The organism is Actinomadura barringtoniae, from assembly GCF_017573505.1.
GTDB classification, from domain to species: Bacteria; Actinomycetota; Actinomycetes; order Streptosporangiales; family Streptosporangiaceae; genus Spirillospora; species Spirillospora barringtoniae.
Map to the genome: position 1 here is coordinate 217,531 of NZ_JAGEOJ010000012.1, position 13,016 is coordinate 230,546.

A 13,016-nucleotide genomic window follows, 5' to 3' on the forward strand; every position below is an offset into this window, starting at 1 on the left:
CGCCGGCTTTCCCCTCGTTTCAGCGAACCGCCCTATCGAACGCCTTGCCCGACCGCAAAGATCTTCACCTGGACCCCGTTGAGATGGGCCATGCCCGCCAGCGGCTCCAGGTCCGCAGGATCGGCTGAGGCCAGCTCGTTCACGTTGGCCCCGCCCGCGGCGTTGGCCACGCGCCAGCCGCCCCGATGACCCCACCCGTGCGGAACCGCGACGGTGCCGGGCGTCATCTCATCGGTGACCTTCACGGGGAGCTCCACCGAGCCGTGCGCCGAGGCGATCCGGCAGCGCGACCCGTCCTCGATGCCGTACTCGGCCGCGTCCTTGGGGTTCAGCCGCGCGGCGTGCTCGCGCTTGCCGCGCATCAGGCCCGGCGCGTTGTGCATCCAGGAGTTGTGCGAGCGCAGCTCCCGCATGCCGATGAGCCGGAGGGGGTATTCGGGTGACGGCTCGGGCTCGGTGGCGAGCCGTTCGATCTCCGCACGTATCTCGGGCGGCGCGAGGTGCACCCGATGGTCCTTGTGCTGGATCCGGCGGCGCAACGTTCCGGTCCTGTGATGCTCGCCCAGCACGATGCCGTGCGGGTTCGCGCGGAGTTTGCGCAGGCTGAGGCCGCCGCGCCGGAGCCCGAACAGGTCGCCGTACGGGCCGGTGCGCAGCAGCAGGTCGATCAGGCGGCGCGGCGAGGGCCGTACGCCGAGGCGGTACGCCAGGCGCTGCGGCAGCAGTGACCCGATGCTGAGCCGCATCCGCCGGGCCAGCTCGTCGATGATCTCCCACTCCTGGCGCGCCTCGCCGCTCGGCGGCACGACCGCCTCGGTCCAGGTGACGAGCGGGGTGATGTGGTTCTGCAGGAACGGCAGCGGGAAGTCCTCGCGCTCCAGGAACGTGGTCGCGGGCAGGACGTAGTCGGCCTCGCGCCCGGTGTCGGTCACGTACAGGTCGATGCAGACCAGCAGGTCGAGCTCGCCCAGGGCCTCCTCCAGGACCGCGGTCCCGGGCACGCTGAGGATCGGGTTGCCGGCCGAGACCAGCAGCGCCCGTAGCCGCCCCGGGCCGGGCGTGGTGATCTCCTCGGCCATCACCCCGGCGGGGAACGTGCCGAGCACGTCCGGGTAGCCGCCGACGCGCGAGCGGGTCCTGCCGTACGTGGCGAGCCCGGACATCCGCGCGAGCTCCTCGACCCGTACCGGCGCCGCCCCGAAGATCGCGCCGCCGGGCCGGTCCAGGCCGCCGATCACCAGCGTCACCGCGTCGATGAGGAACGCGGTCAGCGTGCCGTACCGGCCCAGGCAGGTGCCGGTACGCCCGTAGACGACCGCTCGTTCGGCCGCCGCCAGCTCTCGCGCGAGCTCACGGGCCTTCTCAGCCGGAACGCCGCTCCGCGCCGCCGTGCTCTCCGGGGTGAAGTCCTTCGCGAGCGCCCGCAGGTCGGCGGCGCCTGACGCCTGCTTGGCGCACGCGGCCTTGTCCTCCAGCCCCTCCTCGAAGATCACGTTCAGCAGGGCCAGGAGCAGCCAGGCGTCGCCGTCGGGCGTGACCGGCAGGTGCTCGAAGGCCCGCGCGGTCTCGGTACGGCGCGGATCGGCGACCACCACCCGCCCGCCGCGCTTCACGATCGCGCTGAGGTCGTCCTTGATGCGCGGCGCGGAGATCAGGCTGCCGTGCGAGACCAGCGGGTTGGCGCCGAGCATCAGCAGCAGGTCGGTGCGCTTGAGGTCGGGGATCGGGACCAGGATCGGCGCCCCGTACAGCAGGGCGCTGGCGGCGAAGCGGTTGTTCACGTCCTGCGACCCGGCCGAGTAGACGTGCGGCGACTTCAGCGCGGCCATGAAGCCGTTCATCCAGAGCGGGTGGCTGTAGGAGAACGTGGACGGGTTGCCGAAGTACCACCCGATCGACTCGCCGCCGTGGGTCCTGCGGACCGCGTTCAGCTTCTCGGCGATCTCCGACAGCGCGACGTCCCAGCTCACCTCCTCGAACTCCCCGTCCGCGCGCCTCCGCAGTGGATGCAGCACGCGGTCGGGGTCGTTCTGGACCTCGGTCATCGCGATGCCCTTGGGGCACGCGAAGCCCTTGGAGAGCGGGTGGTCGCGGTCCGGCCGCAGCTGGATCAGCTCCCGCCCGTCGGCGAGCGTGGCCTCCAGCCCGCAGAGCGGCTCACAGATCCGGCAGTAAGTAATCGCTTGCATCGTCGCCATGGCTCGATTGTGCCCGATCCCGAGCTTGACAGCCTTGGCTAATCAGGTTAGCTTTATGGCTATCGAGAGTGCCCGTAAGGCGAATGAGGAGGACGAGATGACCGAGTACCTGGACGTTCCCGGCGGACGGATCGCTTACGACGTGACCGGCGAGGGCCCCCTGGTCGTGCTGTCGCACGGGATCGGCGACCACCGGCAGGCCTACCGTTTCCTGGTCCCGACTCTGGTCGAGGCCGGCTACCGGGTCGCCAACGCCGACATGCGCGGCCACGGCGAGTCGAGCATGGGCTGGGACTCCATCAGCCGCACGGACGTCGCAGGCGACCTGCTCGCGCTGATCCGCCACCTGGGCGGCCCGGCCGTCATCGTCGGCCACTCCCTGTCCGGCGGCGCGGCGACCATCGCCGCCGCCACCGAGCCCGAGCTGGTCAGCGCCGTCGTCGAGATCAACCCGTTCACCAAGACCCAGAAGCTGGACGTGGGCGCCTTCCTGAAGGTCGGCCGCTACCGCAAGGGCCTGACCCACCTCATGGCCACCCAGATGCTCGGCAGCCTGAGCCAGTGGGACAAGTACCTCGACGTCGCCTACCCGACCAAGCCCGCCGACTACCAGGAGTACGTGGCCGTCCTGCTGGCCAAGCTGCGCGAGCCCGGCCGCCAGGCCGAGTTCAAGAAGACCGGCAAGTCGACGCCCGCCGACGCCGAGGCCCAGCTGCCCAACCTCACCCGCCCCGCGCTGGTCATCATGGGCGCCCAGGACCCCGACTTCCCCGACCCCAAGGCCGAGGGCGACGCCGTCGTGGCGCTCATGCCCGCCGGTGTCGGCACCGTCGCCGTCGTCGAACGCGCCGGCCACTACCCGCACGCCGGCAACGCCGCTCAGGTCGCCGACCTGATCCTGCCCTTCCTCAAGTCCCACACCGCCGTCTGATCCCCCTCACGGGACTCAAGGGACACGCTGGGAGCCCCACGGGGCTCCCCCGCGCGGGACCGGCCCCCGAGGCGGCGGTCCCGCGACGCATGAACGGCGCGCGGCCCATGAACGGCTCCGGACCATGAACGGCTCCGGCGCGTGGAGGGCGACGGCGCGTCGTGAAGTCAGGCGGCGGCCAGATGGCAGGGGGCGTAGGAATGCGCGACGGTCTCCAGGGCCCAGCGCATGCGGGCGGCGTAGAGGTCGGGGTGGTCCCCCGCCTCCTGGGCGACGCGGGCGGCGCACCCGGCGGGGTCGGCGCACCTGAGCCGGTCGTGGATGGCGGCGCGCACACGTTCGGCCGTGGGACGGTCGGACGCCTGCAGCGGCGTGGTGAACAGGACCTGAGCCAGATCCGAGGCACTCATCGGAGCCATGATCTGCTCCTCTCCTCCAGCGGGAGGATGTCCCGCGTTGCCATCAACGCTACGACCCGCCTCTGACATTTTCGTGACGTCCGGGATGGCATCAGGCCCGCTTGGGTCCCCCTTCACCGCCCCTTAAGGTCAGAGATGACGTGGCGATCGAAGCCCATCCCGGCGAGCTCCTCGCAGGCCGCCCACGCCGACTCCTCCACCGGCATCGGGACCTGGAATCCGCGTTCGGCGTAGACCACCATCCGCTGCAGATCGCCGACCAGCAGTTCGATCAGCTGGCGTTCGTCGTCGTAGGCCTCGTACGCCAGATCCGGCGCCGCCGACAGCCACTCGACCTCGGGCCACTGGCGGCGGGCGGTGGCCAGCCCGCGCCGGGTCATGTACGGCTTGGTGACCAGGATGCCGCGCCGTACGGCGATCCCGCGATCGGCGAGGAGCGCGCGCGAGGCGGTGATGTTCTCGCCGGTGTTGGACGCGGTCTCCTCCAGCAGCAGCGCGTCCTCGGGAACGCCGTGCGCCACCGCGACCCGGGCGAACACCGCGGCCTCGGTCTCGGACCAGGCTGAGGTGATCTTGCCGCGGCCGCCGGAGAGAACGACGCGCGGCGCCCAGCCCTCGTGCCAGAGGCGCGCCGCGTGCTCGGCGACGCGGGTGTCGTGGCTGCCGAGAACGAGCAGGCAGTCGCTCGGGGCGAGCGGTGTGGTGAGGATCAGGTGGTCGTGCACGATCCGCGCCAGCCGGCGGGCCCGTTCGTCGATCATCGTCCGACTGTACGGAGTCGCCTCCGACCGAGCGCCGAGCGGGTCAGGACGCGAGGGGCGCTTGGCTGAGCTCGCCTGCGGTGATGTCCTCCAGCCGGCGGCTGCGGGTCTCGATGGCCACGGCGAACGCGAGGCCGACGGCCAGCGCCAGCGGGAGGGCGCCCAGCACGGCGGTGACCCGCAGCGACGGGACCGCGACCGCCGCGACGACCAGCGCGATGATGAGCACGCCGCCCGCCTTGGTCAGCCCGGCCACCAGTCCGCTGCCGCGCGAACGGATGCGGGTCGGGTAGACCTCCGCGCCGTACGCCGACAGCACCGCGACCACCGAGCTCGACCCCCAGATGGGGATCACCAGCAGCGCGCTCAGCAGCGGCCGGTCGCCGGCCACCGAGTCGCCGAGGACGACGAAGCCGAGCAGCGCCACGGCCACCAGCGCGGTCAGTCCGATCAGGGTCCAGCGGCTCGACCGGTGGTAGAGGTAGGCGATCAGGAAGTTGAGCGGGAAGCCGATCAGCGACGAGTCGCGCAGGACGCGGTCGGCGGTCACGCCCTCGTACCCGAGGTGCCGCAGGTTGGTCGGCAGCCACAGCTGGAAGCCGTACACCACCAGGCCGATCCCGCCGCCGACCAGCGCGAGCACTGCGGTCAGCCCGAGGAACGGCGGGCGCAGCAGCTGCCCGTAGCTGCTCCCGACCCGCTCCTCGGTCTCCAGCTCGGACCTGTCCATCGGCACGACCTCGGCCTTGTACCTGCGCAGGACCTGCCGCGCCTCGTCCTCCTTGCCGACCGCGAGCAGGTACCTCGGCGACTCGGGGATCCACCGGATGAGCAGGATGAACACCAGTCCGGTGGGCAGCCCGATGAGCCACAGGACGCGCCAGCTGTAGGTCGGCGTGAGCGTTTCGGAGGCCCAGCTGGTCAGCACGTACGCCCCGGCGATGTCGCCGCCGATCAGCACCATCAGCCACCCGCGGTGCCGGGCCGGGATCGTCTCCGAGAGCAGGGTGAACGCCACGGGCAGCATGCCGCCGGCGCCGAGTCCCATCACGAAGCACATCACCAGGTTCAGCTCGTAGCTCGGCATGGTGCCGCACACGGAGGTGCCGATGAAGATGACGCCCGCGAGCAGCATCGCGGCGCGCCGGCCCATCCGGTCGCCCAGCCATCCCCAGGCCAGCGACCCGAGCACGGTCCCGGTGATGCCCACGAGCGGAAGCAGCGCGGCGGGCGCGCCGCCGTGCGGGTTGAGCGCCGACCTCAGCCCGTACTCGCGGGCGAAGCCCGGGACGACGAATGCGAGCGCGGTCGGTTTCTGCACGTCGATCGTCACGGCGAGCGCCAGCACCACCAGCAGCCCGATGTGCGTCTGCCCGATGCGCGCGTCGTCGATCGCGCGGACCTTCAGATGCGCCGCCGACCCGAAGTCGGCGAAGCGCGAGAGCAGCCCGTAACAGCAGGCGGCCAGCCCCGCCAGGATGAGCACCATCCCGGCGATCATTCCCGCGTCCATGGGCATCCCGGCCATGTGATAGCCCATGTCACGGGCGTCGAAGTACATCGGCAGATGCAGAACGACACCGACGGTGACCATGGCCGCACCGATCCAGAAAACGGCCATGCGGCGTCCTTCGGATCGCGTCCTCACGTCGCCCAGGAGCTCACTACCGCCGGCTTCCGCTTCGTCATTCACCGTGACGGACCCTAATTGTTTCGAGGGAACAGTGCCTGGTCAAGGCGGGATGGCCGCGGTCAACGGGGGCTCGCGGCGGGCTCCGCGCACGTCCGGCGATCGCCGCCGCTCCCCCAGCTCAGGTAAACCCCGCGGCTCGATATCACCGGTGTGCCGCATGTCGAACTCCCGCCCGATTGATCCCTCTAGTAGCGTTCAGCTAGTTTGCCCCTTACGCAAGGTCCTTATCGAACTCACTCGCGGAGGGACGGCGTGGTGTGATCACGGCACTGGTGCTCTGCTCGTTGGCCGCTCTGCTGGCCATGAGCCTGCGGCGACTGCTCCGGCCCCCTGCCCGGCGAGAGCCGGTGGCGGCGGGCGAGGACGGCGACCATCTCGAGCCGAAGACGGCCGAGTATCCCGAGTCGATGACGGCCGAACTCGATCCGGGCGAGGAGGAGTACCTCGCCTGGCTGGCCGATGACCTGTGGCCCGAGGACGAGTACCTCGAGCCGGGCTTCAGCGACCGCGACGGCGAGGAGGAGGCGGGCGGCAGCAGCGTCTGCCGGTGACCGCCCGGCGGCGCCCGCACGGGCCTCCTGAGCGGCGTCCGGCGGGGCTCGCCGAGCGGCGTCCGCCGGTGATCGGCGAACCGGTTGACAGCGCGTCACGCGGCGGGCCAGAGTCGCGCGGTGGAGATCGCCGACCTGACGCCCGCCGAACGCCGTCTGCGGTGGGCGTTCCCCCGCGGTGAGACCGTCGACTTCCGGCAGTCGCCGGACGAGGACCCCGAGCAGGGCGGCGCCTGGGGCCCGGAGCGGACCGTACGGGCCGAGGTCCTGCGCACGCTCATGCTGAGCGGTCAGGCCGCGGAGGGCGAGGTCGCGGCGCTGCGCGTGGACGGCGCGCGGATCACCGGTCGCCTCAACATGCGGTACGGCGTCGTGTCCGGCCCCGTGCGGCTGATGGGCTGCCATTTCGAGGAGACGCCGAGCTTCTACGGCACCGAGGTCAGGCAGCTCAACCTGAGCGAGTCGTACCTGCCCGGCCTCGAGGCCATGACGATCCGCTGCTCGGGGGTGCTCCGCCTCACCGACTGCCGCATCCCCGGCCAGGTCCGCCTGGGCGGCGCCCGCATCTCAGGCGCCCTGTTCATGGAGCGCGCCCAGATCGGCTCGGACGGCGCAGCCGATCAACACGGCCAGATCCTCCACCTCAACCATTCGGTCATCGACGACGACGTGTGGGCGCCCGACCTGCGGGTCTCCCACGGCGCCGTGCGCATGCACGGCTCCAAGGTCTCCGGCATGGTCAACCTCCAGGGCGCCTCGCTCAGTCACCCTGGTGATACGGCGCTCGACCTCCAGACGCTCACCGTCGGCTCGGATCTGATCGCCAAGCGGCTGCACGCCGAGGGCATGGTGAATCTCCGGGGAGCACGGATCCCCGGCCAGATCGACCTCTCCCGCGCCCGGCTGTCCAATCCGGGCGGGACCGCGCTGCACGCCAGCAGCTGCACGGCGGCCGAGATCTGGTTCCGGGAAACGGAGCCGATCAAGGGCATCGTGAACCTCCGCCACTCGCAGTTCGACACCCTGTACGCGACACCGAAAGTCTGGCCCGACGTCGTCCGCCTGGAGAACCTCTCTTACGGCACGCTCACCCCGCCCCTTCCCGCGAGCCTGCGCCTGCCGCTGCTGGAACGCGAGCAGGAGGGCTACCTCCCGCATGGCTATGAGCAGCTGGCCGCCGCGTATCGGCGTATCGGCGACGACGCGGCGGCACGGACGGTGCAACTGGCCAAGCTTCGCCATCACCGCAGCTCACTCCCCTGGTACCTGAAGGTCTGGGGGTTCCTCCAGGACGGTCTGGTCGGCTACGGGTTCCGGCCGTTGCGGGCGGCGGCCTGGCTGGTCGCTCTGCTGGCGGTGGGCAGCATCGTGTTCGGGATCCAGCCGCCGCCCGAGCTGAAGAAGGGCGAGTCGCCCGGGTTCAATCCGTTCTTCTACACGCTGGACCTGCTGCTGCCGATCATCGACTTCGGCCAGGAGAAGGCGTACAAGCCCCAGCACGGCTACCAGTACCTGGCGTACACCCTGATCATCGCGGGCTGGATCCTGGCCACCACGATCGCCGCCGGGATCACGCGGGCCATCAGCCGCCAGTGATCGACTCCATCGCCGTGGCTCCTTGCGGCGACCTAAAACCTACTATATAGGTAGAGATAATAGGTTTTACCGGGAGGGGCACTGCTGGGATGAGCGCGGTACTGCTGCTGACCGACCATGGCCGTACGCCGCAGGAGGTCCTTCCTGCGCTCGGCGAGCTGCCGCACGCGGTGCGCGTGCTGCCCGCCTCGGCGGCGTGGACCGACCCGACGTGCGACGTGGTCCTGGTGGACGCGCGCAAGGACCTGCAGAGGGCCCGGAGCGTGTGTCACAGCCTCAAGGGCGGCCCGCCGCTGCTCGCCGTGTTCACCGACGGCGGGCTGATCACGCTCGACTCCGGCTGGGGCGTGGACGACATCCTGCTGGACTCCTCCCCCGCCGCCGAGGTCGCCGTACGGCTCCAGATGGCCGGGACCCGCCGGCCCCTGCTTCAGCGGCCGGCCGTGCGGCGGATGCCCTCAGGCCTGTCGTTCGACGACTCCGCCCGTACGGTCCGGCTGAACGACCGCGCGATCCCGCTGACGCACGCCGAGTACCAGATCCTGACCCGCCTGGCCGCCCGGCCCGGCCAGATCCTCACCTACCGCCAGCTCCTGGAGAGCTACAACAGCAGGAGGCCGCAGAGCACCCGTACGATCCACACCCACGTCCGCCGCCTGCGCGCCAAGCTGGGCCCCGACCACGCCGCGCTGATCCACACCAGCCACGGCCTCGGCTACCGCCTCCGCTCGGTCAACGCGTAGTCGATCTCAGCCGACAGGCCGGCTCGTCAACCGATGAGCTTCTCCGACAGCGTCCAGAGCCGTTCCGCGCGCTCGGGGTCGAGGATGCGCGCCAGGTAGTGGCCGAACGGCGGCTGGTCGTCGGCGGTCCATGGCGTGGCGATCGCGCAGTCGTCCAGGTAGTGGCCGCCGACGCCCTCGAGCTCCGGGGCGACGGCGGCCCAGATCGTGGTCGCCGCGCCCTGCTCGACGGTCTTCCACCCTTGCGGCGTGATCCGGTTGCCGTCGGCGTCGGCCCAGCCCATGTCCTGCAGCTCGCCGGTCGCGATGTGGCGCTGAAGGTCGGTCATGATGGCGCCGGGGTTCAGGGCGTTGGCCGTGATCCCGTCGGTGGCCCACCGCTCGGTCAGCTCGACCGCGAAGAGTGCGTTGGCGCTCTTGGACTGGCCGTAGGACTCCCACGGGTCGTACGGGCGGTGCCGGTAGTTCGGGTCGTCGAGATCGATGTCCCCGCGCCGGTGCGCCCGCGAGGACAGCGCCACTACCCGCGCTCCGCCTCCCGCGGCGGCGAGCGCCGGACGCAGTCCCGCCGTGAGCGCGAAGTGCCCCAGGTGGTTGGTGCCGAACTGCGACTCGAAACCGTCCTCGGTGTAGGTCAGCGGCGACGCCATGACGCCGGCGTTGTTGATCAGCAGGTGCAGGCTCCGGCCGGTGGCCGCGTAGCGTTCGGTGAACGCGCGGACCGACGCGAGCGACCCCAGATCGAGCTCGGAGAACTCCACGGCCCGGTTGCCGGTCTCCTCGCGCAGCCGCCGCACGGCTGCCTCTCCCCGGCCGGCGTCGCGTCCGGCGACCACGACCCGGGCGCCCGCGAGCGCCAGCACCCGTGCGGTCTCGGCGCCGAGCCCGGAGGCCCCGCCGGTGACGATCACCTCCTTGCCCGTCAGGTCGTGCCCGGCGACCACCTCGGCCGCGGTGGAGTTCTTGTCGAAAGCCATCGTCATCTCCGTTCGTCCCGCCCGCATCGACCGGGCAAGACGATCATCGCCGCACCGGGTACGCCCAGTGAAGACCGCGACGTTCCTGGCAGTGATACGGCCAGGAACGTCGCGGTGGGAGCGGCGGGGGGCACGCCACGCTCCGGGGTCAGCCTTGGGAGCTCCTGTCGACGGAGTTCAGCGCCGGGAGGTAGCCGCGGCTCTGGCCTCGCGCGGTCGGGTGGTACGAGTCGTCGATCGGAATCGACACCGAGTTCAGCCAGCCGTCACCCGAGCACAACTCATGGCCCGCGAATTCGTCGCGTACGTCGGAATAGGTGAACGAGGCGCGCGACACCGCGGCGGCGATGGTGGAGTCGAGCGCGTCGGCCGCCTGGTTCAGTGCGACCCGCTTGGTGTTGTTCAGTCCGGCGCAGTTGCTCACGATTTTGTAGAGGTGCGGGTAACCGAGGACGATGACCTTCGCCGCAGGCGCCTTGCCCTTCATCGCGGCGTACAGGCCGTCGAGCCGGTCGGGCAGTTTGGTGGTCATGTAGTCCTCCGCCGTCTTCACCGCGGCGGTGCAGTCGCCGGTCGATTCCAGCACGCAGGCCCGCATCACGTTGGTGAAGCCCGCGTCGTTCCCGCCGACGGTGATGGTGACCAGCGTGGTGTTCGGCGTAAGCGCGCTGAGCTGGCTGTTCAGGACGTTGTCGGTGCGCGCGCCCGAACAGGCCACGAACGTGAAACTGACCGGTGAACGGTCGTTCGCCCACAGTTTCGGATAGGCGTTGTCGCTGCGGCGGCACGAGCCGCTGTCGGACTCATAGGAGCCTGCGCCCACTCCGGCGGAGTAGGAATCGCCGAGGGCGACGTAGTTCACGGGACCGGCGACGGAGACGGCCGGCCCGGCGCAGGCAATGGATCCAGCGAGCACGCCCATGACGCCAATGGCGACAGAGCAGATACGGGGCACGCGCATCGGCACTCCGGCGGGAGAACGTTTCTCTAATTGTGCTGACCGACTTATACCCGGGTCCCGCGCGAAAGAAGCCTCGGCCGCGGAGCAGATATTTCATCATGTCCGGCCATTGATGCCCAGTAATGAGAAAGAGACCGCCGATACCAAGAAATGCGAAACACCCGTTTCGTGGGCACCAGGCACCACACGTCACGCGGGTCAGGAGGAGGGAGCGACCAGCCCGGCCTCGTAGGCGATGATCACCAGGTGGACGCGGTCGCGGGCGTCGAGCTTGGTGAACAGCCGGGCGACGTGGGCCTTGGCCGTGGCGACGCTGATGGACAGCTCGGCGGCGATCTCACCGTTCGACAGGCCCCGCCCGACGAGGACCAGCACCTCGCGTTCGCGCTCGGTCACGCCGCCCACCGCGCCGCGGGAGGCCGCCTCGGCGGCGGCAGCGGCGGTCCCGGCGGGCTCGGGGCGGGCGGCGAACTCGCCGATGAGCCGCCGCGTGACGCTGGGCGCGAGCAGCGCGTCGCCCCCGGCCACCACGCGGATCGCGCCGAGGATGTCGTCCAGTGCCATGTCCTTGACCAGGAAGCCGCTCGCCCCGGCGCGCAGCGCCCCGTAGACGTAGTCGTCATCGTCGAACGTGGTCAGGACGATCACGTGCGTCGCGGCGTCCGACGAGGTGATCAGCCGGGTCGCCTCGATGCCGTCCATGCCGGGCATCCGGATGTCCATCACGACGACGTCCGGGGAGGTCTCCTTCACCAGCCGTACCGCCTCGGCGCCGTCCCCGGCCTCGCCCACGATCCGCAGGTCGGGGGTGTCGGCGATGAGCACGCGCAGGCCGGCGCGGATCAGCGGCTGGTCGTCGACCAGCACGACCCGTACCGTCATCGGGCCTCCACCCGTACCGTCATCGGGCCTCCGCCGCGAGCCGGTGCGGCGCGGAAAGCGGCGGGGAGCGGCAGGCGCGCCTGGACGCGGAAGCCGCCTTCGGCGCGCGGCCCCGCCGTGAAGTGCCCGTGCAGGAGCCCGGCGCGCTCGCGCATCCCGATGATGCCGTAGCCACCGGCGGCCCCGACCTCGCAGCCGCGACCGTCGTCGACGATCTCGATGTCGATCTCGTCGTCCCGGTAGTCGATCGTGACCTGGCATCGGCCCGCGCCCGCGTGCCGGACGACGTTGGTGACCGCCTCCTGGATGATGCGGAACGCCGACAGGTCCAGCTCCGCGGGCAGTGCGCGGCCTTCGCCGAGGCGGCGGACGTCCACCCGTACGCCCGCGTCCATCGTCGCGTCGACCAGCCGTTCGAGATCGGCGAGGCCGGGCGCAGGATCCAGCGGCGCGCGCTCCTCGGCGCCGCCGCCCTGACCTCCCGCAGCGGGCTCGGCGCGGCGCAGCGCACCCAGCATGCGGCGAAGGCCCGCCAGGGTGTCCCGGCTGGTGGCCTCGATCGCCGACAGGGCGTTGCGGGCCTCGTCCGGCTGGGTGTCGATGACCCGGCTGCCGACCCCGGCCTGGATCGCGATGATGCCGATGCTGTGGGCGACCATGTCGTGCAGCTCGCGGGCGATCCGGAGCCGTTCGGCGGTGACGGCCTGCTCGGTCGCCCGCGCGGCCATCGCGACGGCGTGCTGGCGCCGTACGCGGACGGAGTTGCCCGCCATCCAGGCGACGACCCCTGCGAGGATCATGAACGCGATGGCCTGCGGGAGCGCGGTCCCGTGCGCGTAGACGAGCGCGCAGCCGGCCTGCACGAGGACCGCGACCGCCGCGGCGATGACCGAGGAACGGCGCGACCGTTCCATCGCGACGAGCGCGACCGCGAAGTCGGTGACCAGCACCTGCAGGCTGCCGACCACGCCGTTCTGGACGTTCGACAGCCCGGCCGCCGCGAACCACGCGAACACCAGCAACCCGAAGGCGGGCCACGGGCTGCGACGCAGCAGCAGGAGGACCAGGAGCGTGAGCAGCGCGGAGATCAGGACCGCGAGCGGGCTGAAGCCGCTGCGCCCGTCCTGCACCGTGGCGAACAGGACCACGGGATAGAGGACGGCTCCGGTCCAGGCCAGGACCGCCCGCAGGCGCGCCCAGCCGCCCGCCGGGGGGCTCACGGTCTCGGACATGGCCCGATCGTAACCGGCTGACCTGCGGCGACGCATCAGCCCGTGGGAGTAAGCCCGCGGGCTAACGCCGGT

The 13,016-nt window shown here is 71.0% G+C and carries 12 protein-coding genes; 4 read left to right on the forward strand and 8 right to left on the reverse strand.

Going from position 1 to position 13,016, the window contains the following annotated elements; translation table 11 throughout:
• Positions 1-32: 32 nt before the first annotated feature.
• Positions 33-2,198 carry a molybdopterin-containing oxidoreductase family protein gene (locus J4573_RS29040; RefSeq protein ID WP_208259063.1) on the reverse strand — a complete coding sequence of 722 codons (2,166 nt, stop codon included), beginning with the start codon at positions 2,196-2,198 and terminating at the stop codon, positions 33-35.
• A gap of 97 nt (positions 2,199-2,295) precedes the next feature.
• Here J4573_RS29040 and J4573_RS29045 point away from each other — a divergent pair, with 97 nt between their 5' ends.
• A complete protein-coding gene (locus J4573_RS29045; protein WP_208259064.1) occupies positions 2,296-3,129 on the forward strand; it encodes an alpha/beta fold hydrolase in 834 nt (277 codons plus the stop codon).
• A 167-nt stretch (positions 3,130-3,296) separates the two neighbouring features.
• Here J4573_RS29045 and J4573_RS29050 read toward each other — a convergent pair whose 3' ends face one another.
• The 3 genes from J4573_RS29050 to J4573_RS29060 form a co-directional block, all read right to left on the reverse strand.
• Positions 3,297-3,539 carry a hypothetical protein gene (locus J4573_RS29050; RefSeq protein WP_208259065.1) on the reverse strand — a complete coding sequence of 81 codons (243 nt, stop codon included), beginning with the start codon at positions 3,537-3,539 and terminating at the stop codon, positions 3,297-3,299.
• Positions 3,540-3,661: 122 nt separating this feature from the next.
• Entirely contained in the window at positions 3,662-4,309 is a 648-nt protein-coding gene (locus tag J4573_RS29055) for a YdcF family protein (RefSeq protein ID WP_208259066.1), read from the reverse strand.
• A 43-nt stretch (positions 4,310-4,352) separates the two neighbouring features.
• Entirely contained in the window at positions 4,353-5,930 is a 1,578-nt protein-coding gene (locus tag J4573_RS29060) for an MFS transporter (protein WP_208259067.1), read from the reverse strand.
• 329 nt (positions 5,931-6,259) lie between these two features.
• Between J4573_RS29060 and J4573_RS29065 the strand changes: the two genes are divergently transcribed.
• From J4573_RS29065 to J4573_RS29075, 3 genes are all read left to right on the forward strand, one after another.
• Positions 6,260-6,553, forward strand: coding sequence for a hypothetical protein (locus tag J4573_RS29065; protein WP_208259068.1), 294 nt, complete (start codon positions 6,260-6,262; stop codon positions 6,551-6,553).
• A 120-nt stretch (positions 6,554-6,673) separates the two neighbouring features.
• Positions 6,674-8,149, forward strand: a complete 1,476-nt coding sequence (locus tag J4573_RS54300; protein WP_243773715.1) for a hypothetical protein — start codon at positions 6,674-6,676, stop codon at positions 8,147-8,149.
• A gap of 89 nt (positions 8,150-8,238) precedes the next feature.
• Positions 8,239-8,892 carry a winged helix-turn-helix domain-containing protein gene (locus J4573_RS29075; RefSeq protein ID WP_208259069.1) on the forward strand — a complete coding sequence of 218 codons (654 nt, stop codon included), beginning with the start codon at positions 8,239-8,241 and terminating at the stop codon, positions 8,890-8,892.
• 26 nt (positions 8,893-8,918) lie between these two features.
• Here the strand turns inward: J4573_RS29075 and J4573_RS29080 are convergent, their stop codons facing one another.
• The 4 genes from J4573_RS29080 to J4573_RS29095 all read right to left on the reverse strand — a co-directional run bounded on the left by J4573_RS29080 (position 8,919) and on the right by J4573_RS29095 (position 12,944).
• Positions 8,919-9,869, reverse strand: coding sequence for an SDR family NAD(P)-dependent oxidoreductase (locus J4573_RS29080; RefSeq protein WP_243773716.1), 951 nt, complete (start codon positions 9,867-9,869; stop codon positions 8,919-8,921).
• Between the two features lie 148 nt (positions 9,870-10,017).
• Positions 10,018-10,830 (reverse strand): SGNH/GDSL hydrolase family protein, encoded by an 813-nt coding sequence (locus tag J4573_RS29085; protein ID WP_208259220.1) that lies wholly within the window; start codon positions 10,828-10,830, stop codon positions 10,018-10,020.
• Positions 10,831-11,028: 198 nt separating this feature from the next.
• Positions 11,029-11,712 carry a response regulator gene (locus tag J4573_RS29090; RefSeq protein ID WP_208259071.1) on the reverse strand — a complete coding sequence of 228 codons (684 nt, stop codon included), beginning with the start codon at positions 11,710-11,712 and terminating at the stop codon, positions 11,029-11,031.
• Positions 11,709-12,944 carry a sensor histidine kinase gene (locus tag J4573_RS29095; RefSeq protein WP_208259072.1) on the reverse strand — a complete coding sequence of 412 codons (1,236 nt, stop codon included), beginning with the start codon at positions 12,942-12,944 and terminating at the stop codon, positions 11,709-11,711. The genes J4573_RS29090 and J4573_RS29095 overlap by 4 nt, the downstream gene beginning before the upstream one ends.
• Positions 12,945-13,016 lie beyond the last annotated feature (72 nt).